Below are 19,671 nucleotides of genomic sequence, written 5' to 3' on the forward strand. Positions count from 1 at the left end.
GAGACGGGTGTCGTTTTAACGACGCGGCTGCATCGTCGGACCGGCCCAAGCGGTGCGGCGCATGTCGGTCTCCTCTCGTTTGGACGCTCGTGGCGTGATGCAACGATCGTCGCGGAGCGGACACGTCCGTGGGGTCTCGCGCCCTTGCGATGGCACGCTTTCGGGAGTACCGGAGGTTTCAGATCCCGCGCAGGCGAAATATCCGGATTTCTCGCCCCGCGGCCCGCTCCTGGTACGTGCGGTACGCGGGCCAGCTGGCGGTCAGCAGCTCCAGCAGGCGGGCCCGCTCGCCGTCGCGGACCAGTTCCGCGGTGGCCGGCAGCTCCCGGCTCCGCCAGGTGATCGAGCAGCGCGGGTCGGCCAGCAGGTTCGCGGTCCACGCCGGGTGGTGCGCCTGCCCCCAGTTGGAGCCGATCACGATGAAGTCCTCGCCGTCGCGGACGAACAGCAGCGGCTGCGAGCGGGGCAGCCCGGACTTCCGCCCGGTGGTGGTCAGCAGCAGCGTGTTGACGCCGGCCGCGTTGATCGGCACGATCCGCCCCTTGGAGCGGCGCTGCAGCCACCGGTCGAGGCGCACGACCCGCCGGGCCGCCGCGGCGAACCACGGCCGGTGCCCGAGCCGTTTGACGATCCTGCCGAGCATCTAGACCTTCCCGGGGAACGCGCTCGTCACCGGCGTCGTGCCGGCGGCCTGGCGCAGCCCGGCGCCGCGCGCGGCGCAGTCGACCAGGGCGTCGAGGGCGAGCCTGCGCACCTCGCCGGCGGTCGGGGGCAGGGCCAGGCGCCACTGTGCGGCGGTGCGGTCCTCCACCATGGCGAGCAGCTTCAAGGCCGAGGCCCGGTCGGTGACGGCGAACGGCAGCGCATAGGCGGGCGCCGCGGGCGGCGGCGTGACCCCGGCGCCGGACAGCCGGACCACGAGGGTGTCGCGGCGGGTGCGGTGGGCCGCCTCGGCGGCGCGGGCCAGGCCGACGGTGCCGCCGTCGAGCTTGGCGCCGGCCGTGCCGTAGGCGTAGATCGCGGCGTGCTCGGCCTGCAGGGCGGCGATCAGCCGCTCGTCGGCGGGCGTCGTCATGCCGGCGCCCCGGGAGCGGAAACCGCCGGCCCGCCCGCGCTGTGGTCCAGCGCCGCCCGGACCGTCGGCCCGCCCGCGCTGTGGTCCAGCGCCGGCCGGACCGCGGGCCCGGCTGCGTCGCGCCGCGGCGCCGGCCGGACCGCCGGGGTGGCGATCATGTGAGCACCTCCAGGTGGGCGGCGCGGCAGGCGGCGATCGAGCCGAGCAGGGCCGCGCGGTACGACGGCGCGGCCAGGCAGGCGCCGGTCGCGTCCTCCTGGCCCGCCTTCTCCAGGGTGGCGAGGTCCTTCACCGCGGCGGCCTGGTCCTGCACGACCGGGCCGGCGGAGGTGCTCGCCGTGGGCATCGGGCCGTGCTCGTCGAGCCCGACCTCGCGGGCCAGGGCCACGACGTGGGCGGCGTGGTTGTCCTTGAGCGGGCCGAGGCGGTCCTGCAGCGCGGGGAACGCGGTGAGCACCTCGGCGTAGCGGTCCCGCAGCGCGACGGTGCGGGCCAGCAGCGGCAGCAGCACGTCGGGCGCCGGGTGCCAGGTGACCGCCGCGCGCTTCGGCACCTCGCAGGCGGTGAGGGTCGTCATAGCCGCCGCGGCGGCGGCGAGGACGGCTCTACGGGAGGACACGCGCACAGTGAACACTATCCGGGCCTTTTTCGGCGCACACGACCCGCCTCCGCGTTCCCCGCGCGAGCCCGTGGGAGCGCCGCCGGAACGCCGGGGGTCACCGCGCGTTACGCTCTGCGGAGAGCCGCCCGCGCGTACCGTCGCAGGCGGCCAAGTTGCCGTGCGCCCGGCGGGGCGGTGCAGAAAGAGGTGTCGATCATGGCTCAGCAGCGGGATCGCCGCGCCGGCGGTTCGCGGGATGCTGGAGCCCGCGACGCCGGTGCGCACCGCGAGCGGGTGCGGAAGGTCGTCGAGCCCGTCGTGGTGGCCGCCGGCTACGACCTGGAGGACCTCGAGGTCAGCCGGGTCGGGCGGCGTCACCTGCTGCGGGTGGCGGTCGACAGCGACCACGGCGTCGACCTGGACGCGGTCGCCGAGGTGTCCCGGGCGGTGTCGGCCGCGCTGGACGAGGCCGAGGCGTCCGGCGACGAGCTGATCGCGGGGGAGTACGAGCTGGAGGTGGGCTCCCGCGGGGTCGACCGGCCGCTCACCGAGCCCCGGCACTGGCGGCGCAACCGGACCCGCCTGGTGCAGGTCGACGTCGGCGGCACGCCGGTGACCGGCCGGGTGACGGCGGTGAGCGAGACCGGGGTGACCCTGGACGTGGAGGGCACCGCCCGCACGGTCGCGTTCGAGGATCTGGGCCCCGGCCGGGTGCAGGTGGAGATGAAGCGGCTCGCCGAGCTGCCCGAGGACCTTGACGACGAAGACGACGACCTTGAAGACGACGACCTTGAAGACGACGACGAGGAAGGGGAGGACGAGGCGTGAACATCGACCTGGCGGCGCTCCGCGCGCTGGAGCGTGAGCGGGAGATCCCGTTCGAGACCATCCTCGCGGCGATCGAGACCGCGTTGCTGACCGCGTACCGGCACACCGAGGGGGCCAACCCGCACGCGCGGGTCGAGATCGACCGCAGGACCGGCGCGGCCTCGGTGCTCGCCCAGGACCTCGACGACAACGGCACGATCGTGCGGGAGTACGAGGACACCCCGCACGACTTCGGCCGGATCGCGGCGATGACCGCCAAGCAGGTCATCCTGCAGCGGCTGCGCGAGGCGACCGACGAGGCGCACTTCGGCGAGTACGTCGGGCGCGACGGGGACCTGGTCACCGGTGTGATCCAGGCGCATGACGCGAGGACCGAGAAGGGCATCGTCTCGATCGACCTCGGCAAGATCGAGGGGCTGCTGCCGGCCGCCGAGCAGGTGCCCGGCGAGCGGTACGAGCACGGCCAGCGCATCAAGTGCATCGTCGTGCACGTGGTGAAGGGCTTCCGCGGGCCGCAGGTGACGCTGTCGCGGTCCCACCCGAACCTGGTGAAGCGCCTCTTCGCGCTCGAGGTGCCGGAGATCGCCGACGGCACCGTCGAGATCGCCGCGATCGCCCGCGAGGCCGGCCACCGCACCAAGATCGCGGTGCGTACCACGGTCGCCGGGGTGAACGCGAAGGGTGCCTGCATCGGGCCGATGGGCCAGCGGGTCCGGGCGGTCATGAGCGAGCTGCACGGTGAGAAGATCGACATCATCGACTGGTCCGACGACCCGGCCCAGTTCGTCGGCAACGCCCTCTCGCCGGCGAAGGCGCTCAACGTCGAGGTCGTCGACGCGGGCAACCGGGCGGCCCGGGTGACCGTCCCGGACTTCCAGCTTTCCCTGGCCATCGGCCGTGAGGGCCAGAACGCGCGGCTCGCCGCGCGCCTCACCGGATGGCGCATCGACATCCGCCCGGACAATGCCCCGGACGGTGCCTCGGGGGGCAACGTCGATCACGTCACGGGACCGGGCGCGGCACAAGCCGAAAGCGCAGGGTAGACTTCTTGTCGGTACGTCGCATGCCCCCGGTCCGCACCTGTGTTGGTTGCCGGAAGCGTGCGTCATCCTCCGAGTTGCTGCGGTTTGTCGCGATCGAGTCCGGCCCTGACCAGTTCAAGGCCGTTCCTGATCCGGCCCGCAGACGGCCGGGTCGGGGAGCGCACCTGCACCCTGATCCGGCTTGCCTGGCGCTAGCGGAGCGTCGGCGCGCCTTCGGGCGAGCCTTACGTCTCGCCGGAGTCCTGGACACCGGTCCGCTGGCCGAAGCCGTCGCCTTGGCGGCGGCAGCGGAGCAATCGCAGTGATCGGAACCGCCGATGGTGGGCGCGAGATGCCCCACCCGGACACGCAAGGTAGGACGACGGACATGAGCACACGATGAAGTCCCTGAGATGACCAGGCTTCAAGTGCACGAGTGAGGTCGGCGCGGACCTATGCCGCCCGGCCTCGAGGTGAGGAGTGTAGTGGCAGGCAAGGCCCGCGTACACGAGCTGGCAAAAGAGCTCGGGGTCGAGAGCAAGACCGTGCTCGCGAAGCTGCAGGAGCTTGGCGAGTACGTGAAGTCCGCATCCAGCACGGTCGAGGCGCCCGTGGCGCGCCGGCTGCGAGCGAGCTTCGAGTCCGGAGGGTCCGCACCAGCGCCCTCGGCACCTCCTGCGCCGGCATCGTCGGCTCCTTCGGCCCCGCCGGTGCCCTCGGCACCGCGTCCGGGCCCGGCCGTCCCGGCAGCCAAGCCCTTCGCGCCCCCGAAGCGGCCGCAGCCGCCCGCGGGCGGTGGATCCGGTGGCGGGCGAGGCCCCGTTCCCGGCCCGCCGCGCCCGGCGCCCGTGGTCAAGCCGACGAGTGCGCACGACATCGAGGTGGCGGCCGCCGAGCAGCGTGCCGCCGCGCTGAAGGCGGACCAGGAGGCGGCCATGAAGGCCGCCAAGGAGGCCCGCCAGCGGGAGACCACCAGGCGTGAGTCCACGCCGCCGCCCGGCGGCGGTGGCGTTCCCTCGCCCGGCCCGCGTCCCGGCCCGGCCACGCCGGCACCCCAGCCGGGTGCCGCGCCGACCCCGGGGGCCCCGCGTCCCGGCCAGGGGCCACGTCCCGGCGGCGCCCGTCCGCCGGCCCGTTCCCCGGGCAACAACCCGTTCGGCGTGTCCGGCGGCGCTCCCGCGCGCCCGTCGCCGCCCGGCAACATCCCGCGGCCGAACCCGTCCGCGATGCCTCCTCGGCCCAACCCGGCCTCGATGGGCGGCCCCCGGCCGAACCCGTCGCAGATGCCGAGCCAGCGTCCGGGTCGCCCGGCCGGTGGCCCCGGTGACCGTCCGGGTCGCCCGGGTGGCGGCGCCGGCGGTGGCTTCCGCGGCGGTCCCGGTGGTGCCGGCGGTGCCGGCCGTCCCGGCGGTCCCGGTGGCGGCGGCGGTGGCTTCCGCGGCGGTCCCGGCGGCGGTGGCGGTGGCTTCCGTCCCGGTGGCGGTGCCGGTGCCGGTGGCGGCGGTTTCCGCGGCGGTCCCGGCGGTGGCGGTGGCGCCCCCGGCGCGGGCGTCGGCGGTGCCGGTCGTCCCGGTGGCGGCGGTGCCGGCGGCCGTGGTCGCGGCGGCGGTGCGGCGGGTGCCTTCGGGCGTCCCGGCGGCCGGCCGACGCGTGGCCGCAAGTCCAAGAAGCAGCGCAGACAAGAGTTCGACAACCTGTCCGCGCCGACGATGGGCTCGGGCGCTCCCCGGGGTCAGGGTCAGACGATCCGGCTGCCGCAGGGTGCCTCGCTGTCGGACTTCGCGGACCGGATCAACGCCAACCCGGGCTCGCTCGTCCAGGAGATGTTCAACCTCGGCGAGATGGTGACGGCGACCCAGTCGTGCACCAACGAGACCCTGGAGCTGCTCGGTGAGCACCTGGGCTTCGTCGTCAGCATCGTCAGCCCCGAGGACGAGGACCGCGAGCTGCTCGCGCGCTTCGACATCGACCTCGACGCCGACGTCGACGAGGAGCGCCTGGTCATCCGGCCGCCGGTGGTGACCGTCATGGGTCACGTCGACCACGGTAAGACGAAGCTGCTCGACGCGATCCGCTCCACCAACGTCGTGGCCGGCGAGGCCGGTGGCATCACCCAGCACATCGGTGCCTACCAGGTGCACGTGCCGCACGGCGAGGACGGCGAGGACCGCGCGATCACCTTCATCGACACCCCGGGTCACGAGGCGTTCACCGCCATGCGTGCCCGTGGTGCGCAGGCCACGGACATCGTGGTCCTGGTGGTCGCGGCCGACGACGGCGTCATGCCCCAGACGATCGAGGCGTTGAACCACGCCCAGGCGGCCGAGGTGCCGATCGTGGTCGCGGTCAACAAGATCGACAAGGAGAACGCCAACCCGGCGAAGGTCCGCCAGGAGCTGACGCAGTACGGGCTGGTCGCCGAGGAGTACGGCGGCGAGACCATGTTCGTCGACATCTCCGCGAAGAGCCGCATCAACATCGAGGGTCTCCTCGAGGCCGTGCTGCTCACCGCCGACGCCGCGCTCGACCTGCGGGCGCCGATCGACGGTCCGGCGCAGGGTATCGCGATCGAGTCGCACCTCGACCGCGGTCGTGGTCCGGTCGCCACCGTGCTGGTGGAGAAGGGCACGCTCAACGTCGGTGACTCGATCGTCGCCGGCCGGGCCTACGGGCGCGTCCGGGCGATGCTCGACGAGAACGGCAAGCCCGTGCCGTCCGCCGGTCCGGCCCGTCCGGTCCTGGTGCTCGGTCTGACCTCGGTGCCCGGCGCCGGCGACACGTTCCTCGCCGCCGACGACGACCGCACCGCGCGCCAGATCGCCGAGCAGCGGCAGGCCCGCCGCCGTGCGGCCGAGATGGCCTCGCGGACCGGCCGGGTCACCCTCGAGAACCTGTTCGACCAGCTCAAGGAGGGCGAGAAGACCACGCTCAACCTCATCCTCAAGGGTGACGGTTCGGGTTCGGTCGAGGCGCTCGAGGACGCGCTGGTCAAGATCGTCGTCGCCGACGAGGTCCAGCTCCGGATCATCCACCGGGGCGTGGGCGCGGTCACCCAGGACGACGTCAACCTGGCGAGCGCGTCCGACGCGATCGTCATCGGGTTCAACGTGCGGGCCGAGGGTCGCATCCGCGAGCTGGCCGACCGCGAGGGCGTGGAGATCCGGTACTACACCGTCATCTACCAGGCCATCGAGGAGATCGAGACCGCGCTCAAGGGCATGCTCAAGCCGATCTACGAGGAGGTCGAGCTCGGCACGGCGGAGATCCGCGAGGTCTTCCGCTCGTCGCGCTTCGGCAACATCGCCGGCTGCATCGTCCGCACCGGGCTCATCCGGCGCAACAGCAAGGCGCGCCTGCTCCGCGACGGGGCTGTCATCTCCGACAACCTCACCATCGCGGGCCTGCGCCGCTTCAAGGACGACGCCACCGAGGTCCGCGAGGGCTTCGAGTGCGGTATCACGCTCGGCAACTTCAACGACATCCAGCTCGGTGACATCATCGAGACCTGGGAGCTGCGGGAGAAGCCGCGCGGCTGACGCCGCTGAGCTGAGAGGGGCCGCCGCGGACTTCCGCGGCGGCCCTTTCTTTGATGTTGGGTTCGGGCGTACCGTCGATATGTCATGAACCTCGTCTGGTGGTCGATCGAGGTCCGCGACGGGCAGACCCCGGCGCGGCAATGGCGCGACGCCTGGTCACGGTCGCTGCTCGAGGCCGCCGTCACGCACGGGGCCCGCGACTTCATCTGGCAGGCCGAGCCGTTCGGCGTCGTGCTGGAGCTCGGCTTCGCCGAGGACGGCGACTGGGACCGTTTCCGCCAGCTGCCGGCGGTGGTCGCCGCGCTCGACGCGGTCGATCCGCACACGCGGTATGTCTACCCGGGCCGCGGCGGCAGCGCCGGCGCGGTGCTGCCCCGGCGCACGCCCCGCCCGATCGTCGAGGACGCCGCGCCGCTGCCGGTCGCACCAGCACCGTTATTGGTGGCCAGGCTCTCGTAGAGTCGATAGGATCTTGGGCCGTGTATACCGGAACCGCGGTCTTCGACATGCTTCTTCCCGGTGACTCCCGTTCGCTGAAGGCCAAGCGCGCCTACGTGCGGCCGCTGGTGGCGTATCTGCGCAAGTTCGAGGTGTCCGTCGCCGAGGTCGGCGCCCTCGATCTGCACGGACGCGCCGAGATCGGCGTGGCGGTGGTCGCCTCCGAGGCCGCCCACGTGCGGGAGGTCCTGGACACCATCGAGCGGGCGGTCGCCGGGCGGCCCGAGATCGAGTTGCTCTCCGTGCGCCGCCGGCTGCACGGTGACGATGACGAGTAGTCATCGGTTCCGCGAGCGGCCGCAGGGTCTCGTCGCGGGTACTGTCAGAGCGTTGGTCAGATCGTTTTGGCTGCGGAGGTGTTCGAGATGACGGATCCGGCAAAGGTGCGCCGGCACGCGGAGCGCGTGAAGGAGCTCGTCGCATCGGTGGTGCGGACGCAGGTCAAGGACCCTCGGCTGGGCATGATCACGATCACCGACGCGCGGATCACCGCTGATCTGCGCGAGGCGACCGTGTTCTACACGGTGCTCGGTGACGCGACCGCGCAGTCGGGCACGGCGGCGGCGCTGGAGAGCGCCAAGGGGCTGCTGCGCTCGACCGTCGGCAAGGCCCTGGGGCTGCGCCACTCACCGAGCCTCACGTTCGTGCACGACGACGTGACCGAGCACGTGAAGCACATCGACGACCTGCTGGCCACCGCACGCAACGCCGACGCGGAGGTCCAGCGCAGGGCCGCGGGGGCGCACTACGCGGGCGACGCCCAGCCCTACCGGCTCGAGGACGCCCTGGAGACCGGCAACGACGACCTGGCGGGGGCCGAAGGCGCCGACGACGAGGTCGTCGTCGGCCGGGACCGCAGGTGACCCAGGCACAACCGTCGCCCGGGGAGTGGGCCGCAGCCGTCACCGCGCTGCGCGGCCTGCCCCCGGGCGCCCGTGTGCTGCTCGCCTGCCACGTCAACCCCGACGGTGACGCCCTGGGCAGCATGCTCGGCTTCGGGCTCGGCCTGCGCCGTTTCGCCCCGTCGCTCGTGGTCGAGGCGACGTTCCCCGGTCCCATGACCGTCCCGCCCCCGTTCGACCAGCTGCCGGGCGTCTCGATGCTGGTGCCCGCCGGTGCGGTGACGCTGCCCGACGCGATGCTGGTGTTCGACGCCGCCAGCGCCGAGCGGCTCGGCCCGCTCGCCGCGACCCTCGCCACCGCGCCGGTCGGCATCGTGCTGGACCACCACGCGTCCAACGCCGGCTTCGGCGCGATCAACCTCATCGACCCGTCCGCCGCCGCGACGTCGGTCGTCGCCGAGGGGCTGCTCAGCCGCCTGGGCGTGCCGCTGGACGCGGAGATCGCCGAGTGTCTCTACGTGGCGCTCGCCACGGACACCGGCTCGTTCAGGCACAGCTCGACCACCCCGGCCGTGCACGAGCTCGCGGCCCGGCTCATCGCCACCGGCATCCCCGTCGGTGACATCTCCCGCCGCCTGTTCGACACCCGCTCCTACGGCGCGGTCCGGCTCTTCGGCGTCGCCCTGGCCCGCACCGCGCTGGAGCCCGCGGGCGGGCTCGGCCTCGCGTGGACGTATGTGACGCTCGACGACCTCGCCGAGTTCGACCAGCCTCCGGGTGCGGTCGAGGCGCTCATCGACTCGGTGCGCTGCGTCGCCGAGGCCGACGTGGCGTGCGTGGTGAAGCCCGTCGCCCCGCACGAGTGGTCGGTCTCGCTGCGCAGCAAGGGCGCCGTCGACGTGAGCCGCATCGCGGTCGGCCTCGGCGGCGGCGGGCACCGCTTCGCCGCCGGGTTCAGCGCCACGGGCACCGTCGAGGGCGTCATGGCCGCCATCCGCGCCGCCCTCGACGACCGGGTCGCCCTCGTAGATCAGGGTTGAACCAGGGCCTTGAGCGCTGGCATGCGGGCTGGTCCTGCGGTGACAATCGATGGATGGACCGACCTGAGCTGGTTGCGGAGGTCGACCGGGCCTGGGCCCGTCCGGTCGTGCTGGCACCGGCGTTCGCCCTGATCGCGCTCGTGGGCGGGGCGCTGCCGTCGTTCTCCCTGCGGGCCAACCTGCTCGTCCTCGGCGCGGGCGGCGCGCTGCTGTGGCTCGGCATGTCCGCGACCGTGCCGAAGCGCCCGGCCCCGGCCCGGCTGCCCCGGGCGTCGGCGTGGTGGCTGCTGCCGGTCGGGTTGTTCGCGGTCGTGGAGGGCGTCACGTTCCTCATCGGTTCGCGGGAGTACCCGACGCTGTCCCGGCTCGCGGATCCGCTGCTGGAGCACTATCCGGCCCGGGCCGCCGCGTACTTCGGCTGGCTGTGGGCCTTCTGGGCGCTGGTGCGGCGATGACCGCGGTGCAGGCGGGCATCGCGGCCGCGTTCGCCGTGACGCTGGGGCTCTTCGCGGCGGTGGAGGTCGCGGCCCGGCGGGAGGGCTCCGGGGTGCCGACGCTCGGTGAGGTGTGCGGCGTCGTCATGCGCTACCGGGTGGGCCCGCTGCCGGTCGGGCGGATCGCGATGTTCGGCTTCTGGTGGTGGCTGGGCTGGCATTTCCTGGCCCGCTGACGATTACCCGACAGATGGAACGGCAGGGAAACTGCGTCCAGATCGCGGGATGACGTCGCACATCGTGGAACTGAACGATAGCTTAGTCGTTATGCGCATCGTACGAATTCTTCGCTGCCCGTCCCGGGGCTGACCGCAGACAGCGGAACCCGGCGGCGGGCGTCCACGGCCCAGTCACACAGCAGCCGCCGTCAGCGAGGAATCAGATGCGACAGACCCACCGATCCACGTTGCGGACCGACACCACCCATCGTCGGTCTCCTGGTCGTGCGTTGGCGTGGCCGCCGGTGATCCCGGCGCCCCTGCGATCGGACCGTCAACACACCAGTCGCGTCATCAGCCGCGTCACCAGTCAGGAGACCGTCATGGCCGAGCAGCCGAAGCCCCAGCCCAAGCCGCAGGAGTCCACCACCGACACCCGCGAGCGCGCCCGCGCCGCCCTGCAGATGTCGATGGACCGCCGGGGCTGACCCACCTTCGTAAGTAGCGCGTCGGGAGGCAACTCCTTACGCTGTCGCGGTGACCATGCGTCGTGTCGCCGCCCTTGCCCTGCCGGCGCTCGTGGTGCTGGCCGCCGAGCCGCTCTACGTGCTGGTCGACACCGCGGTCGTCGGGCACCTCGGCCGCGAGGAGCTGGGCTCGCTGGCGATCGGCGGGCAGATCATGGCGCTCGCCGTATGGCTCGGCACCGTGCTCGCCTACGGCACCACCGGCCGCTCCGCGCGCCGCTTCGGCGCCGGACAGCGCGAGGCCGCGGTCCAGGAGGGCGTCCAGGCGTCCTGGCTGGCCCTGGCCGGCGGCGTCGCCATCATGGTGACCCTCGAGCTGGTCGCCGGGCCGCTGACCCGCGCCATCGCCGGCTCGCCGGGACCGGTCGCCGACGGCGCGGCCGACTGGCTGCGCATCGCCGCCCTCGGCGCGCCCGGGCTGATGCTCGGCACCGCCGGCAACGGCTGGATGCGCGGCGTCCAGGACACCCGCCGGCCGCTGTACTACGTCCTCGGCGCCAACGCGCTGTCCGCGGTGCTCTGCCCGCTGCTGGTCTACCCGCTCGGGCTGGGCCTTGAGGGCTCCGCCGTGGCGAACGTCGTCGCGCAGACGGCCGTCGGGCTGCTGTTCGTCCGGGCGCTGCTGACCGAGCGCGTCCCGCTGCGCCCGCACCTCGACGTGATCCGCCACCAGCTGACCCTCGGCCGGGACCTGCTGCTGCGCGGCGCGGCGTTCCAGGCGTGCTTCCTGTCCGCCTCGGCGGTCGCGGCCCGCTTCGGCACCGCGAGCCTCGCCGCCCACCTCATCGCCATCCAGCTGTTCTTCTTCACCGCCCTGGCCCTGGACGCGGTCGCGATCGCCGCCCAGTCGCTGGTCGGGGCGGCCCTCGGCGGCGACCGCGCCGAGGAGGCGAAGCTGCTCGCCCGGCGCATCACCAGCGCCGGGCTGGTCTCCGGCATCGTGTTCGCGTTCCTGGTCGCGGCCGCCCTGGCCACCGTGCGCCCGTGGTTCGGCGCCGACGCGCAGGTCTACGCGGAGGCCAGGACCGCCTGGTGGTTCTTCGCCGGCATGATGCCGGCCGCCGGGGTCGTCTTCGCCCTCGACGGCGTCTTCCTCGGCGCCGGCGACGTGCGGTACCTGCGCAACCTGACCCTCGTGTCGGCCCTCGGCGGCTTCCTTCCCGGTATCTGGCTGGCGTACCTGCTCGACGGCGGCCTGCGCGGCGTGTGGATCGCGCTGTGCCTGTTCATCGGGCTGCGCCTGGCCGGCCTGCTGTGGCGCCTCGCGGGCGACCGCTGGGCCGTGACGGGTGCCGTGCGCTGAGGGCCGACTAGGCTGTCCCGCTGTGGCGCAGAAGGTAGCGACGGCGGGCGGGCTCGTGGTCGTCGACAAGGCCGGCGGGATGACCTCGCACGACGTGGTGGCGCGGATGCGGCGGCTGGCCCGGACCCGCCGGGTCGGGCACGGCGGCACGCTGGACCCGATGGCGACCGGCGTGCTCATCGTCGGCGTGGAGAAGGCCACCCGCCTGCTCACGTACGTGATCGGCAGCACCAAGGAGTACCGCGCGACGATCCGGCTCGGACAGGCGACCGTCACCGACGACGCCGAGGGCGAGATCGTGTCCACAGTGGACGCGAGTGCGGTCACCGACGGCGACGTGCACGCCGGGCTCGAGCCGCTGCGCGGGGAGATCCTGCAGGTGCCGAGCGCGGTGTCGGCGATCAAGGTGAACGGGGTCCGCTCCTACCACCGGGTCCGCTCCGGCGAGGAGGTCGCGCTGCAGGCCCGGCCCGTCACCGTGGCGCGCCTCGACGTGCTGGCCGTGCGCCGCTCGAGCGGCTGGGTCGACGTCGACGTCGATGTCGCCTGCTCGTCCGGTACGTACATCCGCGCGCTCGCCCGGGACCTGGGCGCCACCCTCGGCGTCGGCGGGCACCTGACCGCGCTGCGCCGCACGGCCGTCGGCGCGTTCACCCTCGCCGAGGCGGCGACCCTGGAGGAGCTGGCCGAGCGCGAGGACCCGGTCACGATGCCGCTGCCGGCCGCCGCCGACCGCTGCTTCCCACGCCGGGACGCCGACGAGGTGGAGGCCAGGACGCTGTCGCACGGCGGCTCCCTCGCCCCGGTCGGCATCGCCGAGCCCTACGCGGTGTTCGCCCCGGACGGCACGGTCCTGGCGATCGTCCGCGAGAAGGACGGCCGGGCGCGGCCTGAGATCGTGCTCGTGCCCTGACGTGCGCCGGTGGCCGGGCGGCCACCCGTACACCTGCCGCAATGACGGCAAGGGCTAGGCTCGGACGCATGCAGCGCTGGCGGGGAACACAGGCGGCGCCGGGTGGCTGGGGCCGCGCGGTCACCACGATCGGCGTCTTCGACGGTGTGCACCGCGGTCACCAGCAGGTGATCGGGCACGTCGTGAAGCGCGCCGGCGAGCTGGGCGTGCAGTCGGTGGTGCTGACGTTCGACCCTCACCCGTCCGAGGTGGTGCGCCCCGGGTCGCACCCGGCGGTGCTGAGCGAGCCGTCGCGCAAGGCGGAGCTGATCGAGGCGCTCGGCGTCGACGTGCTGTGCGTCATCCCGTTCACGGTCGAGTACTCGCACCTGTCGCCGGAGGCGTTCGTCCACGACGCGCTGGTCGAGCACCTGCACACGGCCCTGGTCGTGGTGGGGGAGAACTTCCGGTTCGGCCACAAGGCCGCCGGCGACCTGCAACTGCTGCACCGCCTCGGTCGCACGTTCGGCTTCGGGGTGGAGGGCGCGCCGCTGGTCGCCGACGAGGGCACGGTCTTCTCCTCGACCTACATCCGGGCCTGCGTCGACGCCGGTGACGTGGTCGCCGCCGCCCGCGCGCTGGGCCGGCCGCACCGCGTCGAGGGTGTCGTGGTGCGCGGCGACCAGCGCGGGCGCGAGCTGGGCTTCCCCACGGCCAACCTGCTGACCTCACCCAACGCCGCGATCCCGGCGGACGGCATCTACGCGGCGTGGGTCACCCGCGACCGCGACCGGGTGGCGCACCCGGCGGCCGTGTCGGTCGGCACCAACCCGACGTTCTCCGGCAAGGAGCGGCGGGTCGAGTCGTTCATCCTCGACTTCACCGGCGACATCTACGGCGAGCGGATCGCCGTCGACTTCGTCGAACGGCTCCGCGAGCAGCGCACCTACGCCGGGGTCGAGCCGCTGGTCGAGCAGATCCACGACGACGTCGCACAGGCCAGACGGGTACTGGATCGCCCCGTCTGTTAGCCTTGTATCGACGCCGGGTGACCGGCGGGGGTCAGGCTGCCTGCACGACGCCGCGGGGCCGGCCTCGGAAGAACCAACCTCTAAGGGAGAACATGGCGCTCGACTCTGCGCAGAAGACCGAGATCATCGGCAAGTACGCGACCGGCGAAGCGGACACCGGCTCGCCGGAGGTCCAGGTCGCGATGCTGACCAAGCGGATCGCGGACCTCACCGAACACCTCAAGAAGCACAAGCACGACCACCACAGCCGGCGCGGCCTGCTGCTGCTGGTCGGCCGTCGCCGCCGCCTGCTCAACTACCTGCAGCGCAGCGACATCGCCCGCTACCGCTCGTTGATCGAGCGGCTCGGCCTGCGGCGATAACGACTGATGCGTTGGGGAGCGGCGTCCAAGCGTCGCTCCCCTTCGTGTAGTGACACACTGGTATGACAGCCGCCCCGCCCGAGCGCGTCGGCGCACCGGTCCTCGGTAGTGGCTTCCGGGCGATCAGCCCCGTGAGCTTCGATCGAAGACCGGCCGCAGACAGCTCCGCCTGGGCGCACCACAACCCGAAGGAGCAGCACATCACATGACCGAGCAGAGCACTCTCGGTACGCACACCAGCACCGCGGTCATCGACAACGGCACGTTCGGCACCCGGGAGATCACGTTCTCCACGGGCCGCCTGGCGCGTCAGGCCGCCGGTTCGGCCCTCGCCCAGCTGGGCGAGACCGTCGTGCTGTCCGCGACCACCGCCGGCAAGACGCCGAAGGACCAGTTCGACTTCTTCCCGCTGACGGTCGACGTCGAGGAGCGGATGTACGCCGCGGGCCGCATCCCCGGCTCGTTCTTCCGCCGCGAGGGCCGGCCCAGCGAGGACGCGATCCTCACCTGCCGCCTGATCGACCGGCCGCTGCGCCCCAGCTTCGTCAAGGGCCTGCGCAACGAGGTCCAGGTCGTCGAGACGATCCTCGCCCTCGACCCGGCGCACCCCTACGACGTCGTGGCGATCAACGCCGCCTCGATGTCGACCAAGCTGTCCGGCCTGCCGTTCTCCGGCCCGATCGGCGCCACCCGCATGGCGCACGTCGACGGCCAGTGGATCGCGTTCCCGACGCTGGAGGAGCTCGGCCGCGCCACGTTCGACATGGTCGTCGCCGGCCGGACCCTGCCCGACGGTGACGTCGCGATCATGATGGTCGAGGCCGAGGCGACGGAGCACACCGTGGCGCTGGTCGCCGGCGGCGCGCCCGCGCCGACCGAGGAGGTCGTGGCCGGTGGTCTCGAGGCCGCCAAGCCCGCCATCCGCGAGCTGTGCCGGGCCCAGTCCGAGCTCGCGGCGGTCGCCGCCAAGCCGGTCCAGGAGTTCCCGACCTTCCTGGACTACCAGCCCGACGCCTACGAGGCCGTCGCCGCGGCGGTCCGCGAGGACGTCTCCGAGGCGCTGCGCATCTCCTCGAAGGCGGAGCGCGAGGAGGCCCTCGACCGGATCAAGGAGGCCGCCTTCCAGCGCCTCGCCGCCGACTTCGAGGGTCGCGAGAAGGAGATCGGCGCCGCGCTGCGGTCGCTGACCAAGAACGAGGTCCGCGCCCGCGTCCTGCGCGAGCAGGTCCGCATCGACGGCCGTGGCCCGCGCGACATCCGTCCGCTGACCGCCGAGGTCCAGGTGCTCCCGCGGGTGCACGGCTCGGCGCTGTTCGAGCGCGGCGAGACCCAGATCCTCGGCGTCACCACGCTGAACATGCTGCGCATGGAGCAGACGCTGGACACCCTGGCGCCGGAGAAGTCCAAGCGCTACATGCACAACTACAACTTCCCGCCGTACTCGACCGGTGAGACCGGCCGGGTGGGCTCGCCCAAGCGCCGCGAGATCGGCCACGGCGCGCTCGCCGAGCGGGCCCTGATCCCGGTGCTGCCGGCGCGCGAGGAGTTCCCCTACGCGATCCGTCAGGTCTCCGAGGCCCTCGGCTCCAACGGCTCGACGTCGATGGGCTCCGTCTGCGCCTCCACCATGGCGCTGCTGTCCGCCGGTGTGCCGCTGAAGGCGCCGGTCGCCGGCATCGCGATGGGTCTCATCTCCGACGAGGTCGACGGCAAGACGGAGTACGTCACGCTCACCGACATCCTCGGTGCCGAGGACGCCTTCGGCGACATGGACTTCAAGGTCGCCGGCACCCGTGACTTCGTGACCGCCCTGCAGCTGGACACCAAGCTCGACGGCATCCCCTCGGACGTCCTCGCCGGCGCGCTGCAGCAGGCCCACGACGCGCGGCACGTCATCCTCGACGTGATGGCCGAGGCGATCGAGTCGCCGGCCGGCATGAGCCAGTACGCGCCGCGCGTGACCACGGTCCGCATCCCCGTCGACAAGATCGGCATGGTGATCGGGCCCAAGGGTCAGACCATCAACGCGATCCAGGACGAGACCGGCGCCGAGATCAGCATCGAGGACGACGGCACGATCTACGTCGGCGCGACCAACGGCCCGTCGGCCGAGGCCGCGGTGGAGCGGATCAACGCCATCGCCAACCCGACGATGCCGAAGGTCGGCGACAAGTTCCTCGGCACCGTGGTGAAGACGGCCGCGTTCGGCGCCTTCATCTCGCTGCTGCCCGGCCGCGACGGCCTGCTGCACATCTCGAAGGTGGGCAACGGCAAGCGCGTCGACCGGGTCGAGGACTTCCTCAACGTCGGCGACAAGGTCGAGGTGCAGATCGCGGACATCGACAACCGCGGCAAGATCTACCTCGACAAGGTGCTGTCCGAGGCCGAGGCCGCCGCTGCGGCGGAGGCCGCGGCGGCCGGTGGCGGCGCCCCGGCGGGTGGCTCGGGCGACCGGCCCTCCGGCCGTGGTGACCGTGGCGACCGTGGTGACCGTGGCCCGCGCTCCCGCGAGCGCGGTGACCGTGGCGACCGCGGCCCGCGCCAGGCGTCCTCCCCGGAGGGCGAGGCCGGCGCGTCCGAGGGCGGCGAGGGCGGCGAGGACGGCGGCGAGTTCCGTCGCCGGCGGAACCGGCACAGCTGAGACATGGCGAGCCGACCGCTGACCCAGACGTTGGCAGAAGACCCGCTGGGTGGCACGGTGCGCCGCACCGTGCTGCCCAACGGGCTGCGCATCCTGACCGAGGCGATACCGGCGATGCGCAGCGTGTCGTTCGGCGTCTGGGTCGGCATCGGCTCGCGGGACGAGACCCCGGCGCTGTCCGGGGTCTCGCACTTCCTCGAGCACCTGCTGTTCAAGGGCACCAAGCGGCGCAGCGCGCTGGAGATCTCCTCCCAGATCGAAGCGGTCGGCGGGGAGACCAACGCGTTCACCGCGAAGGAGTACACGTGCTACTACGCACGGGTCCTCGACGCCGACCTGCCGCTCGCCATCGACGTGGTGTGCGACCTGGTCATCGACTCGGTGCTGACCGATGCGGACGTCGAGACCGAGCGGGGCGTGATCCTCGAGGAGATCGCCATGCACGACGACGAGCCCGGCGACGAGGTGCACGACGTCTTCACCGAGGCGATCTTCGGTAACCACCCGCTCGGCCGGCAGATCTCCGGCACCGTGGCGAGCATCTCGGCGCTGACCCGCAAGCAGATCGACGGCTTCTACCGCCGGCGCTACCTGCCCTCGCAGATGGTGGTCGCGGCGGCCGGCAACCTCGACCACGCGAAGGTCGTCAAGGCGGTCCGGGCGGCGTTCGCCGGGCTGTCGACCGCGGCCGATCCGGCGCCGCGGCGCTCCCGCACCACTCGGGTGCCGGCCCGCTCCGGGCAGGTCGTGGTGCGCAACAAGGACACCGAGCAGGCGCACCTCGTGCTCGGCTGCGTGGGGTACCCGCGCCAGCACGAGAACCGCTTCGCGCTCGGGGCACTGAACAACGTCCTCGGCGGCGGCATGTCGAGCCGGCTGTTCCAGCAGATCCGCGAGCAGCGGGGCCTGGCGTACTCGGTGTACTCGTTCACCTCGCAGTACAGCGACGCGGGGCTCTTCGGCGTCTACGCCGGCTGCGCGCCCGGCAAGGTCGAGGAGGTCCTCGCCATCACCCGGGACGAACTGGCCCGCGTGGCGCAGGACGGGATCAGCGACGCCGAGGTCGAGCGGGGCAAGGGCATGCTCAAGGGCGCGGTCGTGCTCGGCCTGGAGGACACCGGGTCGCGGATGAGCCGCCTCGGCAAGGGCGAGCTGCTGTACGACGAGCTGCTGTCCGTCGACGAGGTGCTGCGCCGGGTCGACCTCGTCACGCCCGAGACGGTGCGGCAGGTCGCGGGGGAGCTGCTGTCCCGCCCGATGTCGCTCGCGGTGATCGGCGACTTCGACGACCAGGCCTTTGCGGGTGCCCTCGGCTGACGCTGGGTTAGATTGTCCGGCGTGAACTCACAGGCAGAACCCATCCGGGTCGGTGTGCTCGGCGCGCACGGCCGCATGGGCACCGAAGCGTGCCAGGCCGTCGCCGACAGTGCCGACCTCGAGCTGGTCGCGCGGCTCGACGTCGGCGACGAGCTGTCCTCCGCCGCGGAGGCCGGCGCCCGCGTCCTGGTCGACTTCACCACCCCGGACGTGGTGATGGACAACCTGCGCTGGTGCGTCGAGCGCGGCGTGCACGCGGTCGTGGGCACGTCCGGCTTCACCACGTCTCGGCTGGACGAGGTGCGGTCCTGGCTGGTCGACCGGCCGGGCGTTGGGGTCGTCATCGCCCCCAACTTCGCGGTCGGCGCCGTGCTGATGATGGAGTTCGCGGCCCGCGCGGCCCGGTTCTTCGAGTCGGTCGAGGTCGTCGAGATGCACCACCCGCAGAAGATCGACGCGCCCAGCGGCACCGCCCTGCGCACCGCCCAGCTGATCGCCGAGGCGCGCGCCGAGGCCGGCCTGGGGCCGGTGCCGGACGCCACGAAGGAGGAGATGGCCGGGGCCCGCGGCACCGGCGTCGAGGGCGTGCCCGTGCACTCCCTGCGCGCCCGGGGCCTGGTGGCGCACCAGGAGGTGCTCTTCGGCGCCACGGGCGAGACGCTGACGATCCGGCACGACTCCTACGACCGGAAGTCCTTCATGCCGGGGGTGCTCCTGGCGGTCCGCGCCGTCGTCTCGCGGCCCGGGCTGACCGTCGGGCTCGGGCCGCTCCTGAGCTAGCGGTCACGTTGTGTAACCGTTTCGCGTTCAGTCTGATGTTTCCAGATGCTGGGATCCGGAGGCCCCAATTCGGGCGCAACAGGGTCACATCGCGGTAACGGCGGGGCCTTCTTCGGTCTCCAGTGACACATGCCACCGGATCTGCGGGACGAGCAGATCATCCACGTCGAGTGACCGGCTGACCCCGTCCGGGGCCCAGCCGGAGCTCTCCAGAAATCGACGCGTAACACGGTCGTCAGCGAACGTCCACGCAAGTGCTGTCGTAAATCCGTCAGTGCGCCACAAATCGACACTAGCCGCCAGCAAACGGCTGCCGTGGCCGCGACGCCCCCACCGGGGCTCGACCAGGACATCGGTGATCGCCGCGGCCTTCGTCAGCGCCGTGTGATCTTCGTCCGGAGCGAGCGCGGTGTCGTCTGCCGGACCTGACGCGGCAAAACCCACGACGTATGCTGAGGTCGGTCCGGCGCCGGGCGACTCCTGTTGCTCCACCGCGACCAGGACCCGGTGCTCTGGGGTCGGGGGATCCGCGATTGCGTCCCGCCACCTGCGGGTAATCCAGTCCTCATCCAGTTGGTCGAGGACGTGTTGGGGCAGCAGTCGCCGATAGGCGACCCGCCAGGTCGTGAGTTGGATGCGCGTGATCTCGACGACGTCGTCGAGTCGCGCCGGTCGGACGAAGCCGAGCGTCATGACGCAGCAGCCTACGGATTTGTGTGAAGAG

General features: G+C 72.5%; 21 protein-coding genes. 17 read left to right on the forward strand and 4 right to left on the reverse strand.

Annotated features, from left to right (window positions below):
* Positions 1-178: 178 nt before the first annotated feature.
* The 3 genes from OP18_RS06770 to OP18_RS06785 form a co-directional block, all read right to left on the reverse strand.
* The gene (locus OP18_RS06770) at positions 179-643 is read right to left on the reverse strand and encodes a nitroreductase/quinone reductase family protein (protein WP_033357866.1); all 465 of its coding nucleotides are present in this window, start codon (positions 641-643) and stop codon (positions 179-181) included.
* Positions 644-1,075: a ferritin-like domain-containing protein gene (locus OP18_RS06775; RefSeq protein ID WP_033357867.1), complete on the reverse strand. Its 432-nt coding sequence runs from the start codon at positions 1,073-1,075 to the stop codon at positions 644-646.
* A 154-nt stretch (positions 1,076-1,229) separates the two neighbouring features.
* Positions 1,230-1,694, reverse strand: a complete 465-nt coding sequence (locus tag OP18_RS06785; protein WP_156089328.1) for a hypothetical protein — start codon at positions 1,692-1,694, stop codon at positions 1,230-1,232.
* 198 nt (positions 1,695-1,892) lie between these two features.
* Here OP18_RS06785 and rimP point away from each other — a divergent pair, with 198 nt between their 5' ends.
* From rimP to dapB, 17 genes are all read left to right on the forward strand, one after another.
* Positions 1,893-2,504, forward strand: a complete 612-nt coding sequence (gene rimP / locus OP18_RS06790; RefSeq protein ID WP_033358053.1) for a ribosome maturation factor RimP — start codon at positions 1,893-1,895, stop codon at positions 2,502-2,504.
* On the forward strand, positions 2,501-3,547 hold the full coding sequence (nusA, locus tag OP18_RS06795) for a transcription termination factor NusA (protein WP_033357869.1): 1,047 nt from the start codon (positions 2,501-2,503) through the stop codon (positions 3,545-3,547). The genes rimP and nusA overlap by 4 nt, the downstream gene beginning before the upstream one ends.
* A gap of 20 nt (positions 3,548-3,567) precedes the next feature.
* Entirely contained in the window at positions 3,568-3,852 is a 285-nt protein-coding gene (locus OP18_RS54840) for a YlxR family protein (protein WP_081970451.1), read from the forward strand.
* A gap of 159 nt (positions 3,853-4,011) precedes the next feature.
* Positions 4,012-7,062: a translation initiation factor IF-2 gene (gene infB / locus OP18_RS06800; protein ID WP_033357870.1), complete on the forward strand. Its 3,051-nt coding sequence runs from the start codon at positions 4,012-4,014 to the stop codon at positions 7,060-7,062.
* An 84-nt stretch (positions 7,063-7,146) separates the two neighbouring features.
* The gene (locus tag OP18_RS06805) at positions 7,147-7,521 is read left to right on the forward strand and encodes a hypothetical protein (RefSeq protein WP_033357871.1); all 375 of its coding nucleotides are present in this window, start codon (positions 7,147-7,149) and stop codon (positions 7,519-7,521) included.
* 20 nt (positions 7,522-7,541) lie between these two features.
* A complete protein-coding gene (locus OP18_RS06810; RefSeq protein WP_033357872.1) occupies positions 7,542-7,838 on the forward strand; it encodes a DUF503 domain-containing protein in 297 nt (98 codons plus the stop codon).
* Positions 7,839-7,925: 87 nt separating this feature from the next.
* Positions 7,926-8,423: a 30S ribosome-binding factor RbfA gene (rbfA, locus tag OP18_RS06815; RefSeq protein WP_033358054.1), complete on the forward strand. Its 498-nt coding sequence runs from the start codon at positions 7,926-7,928 to the stop codon at positions 8,421-8,423.
* Positions 8,420-9,442, forward strand: coding sequence for a DHH family phosphoesterase (locus OP18_RS06820; RefSeq protein ID WP_033357873.1), 1,023 nt, complete (start codon positions 8,420-8,422; stop codon positions 9,440-9,442). The genes rbfA and OP18_RS06820 overlap by 4 nt, the downstream gene beginning before the upstream one ends.
* 53 nt (positions 9,443-9,495) lie before the next feature.
* The gene (locus tag OP18_RS06825) at positions 9,496-9,897 is read left to right on the forward strand and encodes a hypothetical protein (RefSeq protein ID WP_033357874.1); all 402 of its coding nucleotides are present in this window, start codon (positions 9,496-9,498) and stop codon (positions 9,895-9,897) included.
* A complete protein-coding gene (locus tag OP18_RS06830; RefSeq protein WP_033357875.1) occupies positions 9,894-10,112 on the forward strand; it encodes a DUF6186 family protein in 219 nt (72 codons plus the stop codon). The genes OP18_RS06825 and OP18_RS06830 overlap by 4 nt, the downstream gene beginning before the upstream one ends.
* 525 nt (positions 10,113-10,637) lie before the next feature.
* Entirely contained in the window at positions 10,638-11,924 is a 1,287-nt protein-coding gene (locus OP18_RS06840; protein ID WP_052386348.1) for an MATE family efflux transporter, read from the forward strand.
* 22 nt (positions 11,925-11,946) lie between these two features.
* Complete coding sequence (gene truB, locus OP18_RS06845; protein WP_033357878.1) at positions 11,947-12,837, forward strand: tRNA pseudouridine(55) synthase TruB; 891 nt, start codon at positions 11,947-11,949, stop codon at positions 12,835-12,837.
* 68 nt (positions 12,838-12,905) lie between these two features.
* Positions 12,906-13,847, forward strand: coding sequence for a bifunctional riboflavin kinase/FAD synthetase (locus OP18_RS06850; RefSeq protein WP_033357879.1), 942 nt, complete (start codon positions 12,906-12,908; stop codon positions 13,845-13,847).
* A gap of 92 nt (positions 13,848-13,939) precedes the next feature.
* Positions 13,940-14,209: a 30S ribosomal protein S15 gene (gene rpsO / locus OP18_RS06855; RefSeq protein ID WP_033357880.1), complete on the forward strand. Its 270-nt coding sequence runs from the start codon at positions 13,940-13,942 to the stop codon at positions 14,207-14,209.
* Between the two features lie 205 nt (positions 14,210-14,414).
* The gene (locus tag OP18_RS06860) at positions 14,415-16,850 is read left to right on the forward strand and encodes a polyribonucleotide nucleotidyltransferase (protein WP_033357881.1); all 2,436 of its coding nucleotides are present in this window, start codon (positions 14,415-14,417) and stop codon (positions 16,848-16,850) included.
* Positions 16,851-16,853: 3 nt separating this feature from the next.
* The gene (locus OP18_RS06865; RefSeq protein ID WP_033357882.1) at positions 16,854-18,167 is read left to right on the forward strand and encodes a M16 family metallopeptidase; all 1,314 of its coding nucleotides are present in this window, start codon (positions 16,854-16,856) and stop codon (positions 18,165-18,167) included.
* Between the two features lie 21 nt (positions 18,168-18,188).
* Positions 18,189-18,947 (forward strand): 4-hydroxy-tetrahydrodipicolinate reductase, encoded by a 759-nt coding sequence (gene dapB / locus OP18_RS06870; protein WP_033357883.1) that lies wholly within the window; start codon positions 18,189-18,191, stop codon positions 18,945-18,947.
* Between the two features lie 84 nt (positions 18,948-19,031).
* On the opposite strand, the gene OP18_RS06875 is transcribed toward dapB, so the two are convergent.
* Positions 19,032-19,640: a GNAT family N-acetyltransferase gene (locus OP18_RS06875; RefSeq protein ID WP_033357884.1), complete on the reverse strand. Its 609-nt coding sequence runs from the start codon at positions 19,638-19,640 to the stop codon at positions 19,032-19,034.
* Positions 19,641-19,671: the final 31 nt, after the last annotated feature.

The sequence above is a fragment of the Dactylosporangium aurantiacum genome, from assembly GCF_000716715.1.
Lineage (GTDB): Bacteria > Actinomycetota > Actinomycetes > Mycobacteriales > Micromonosporaceae > Dactylosporangium > Dactylosporangium aurantiacum.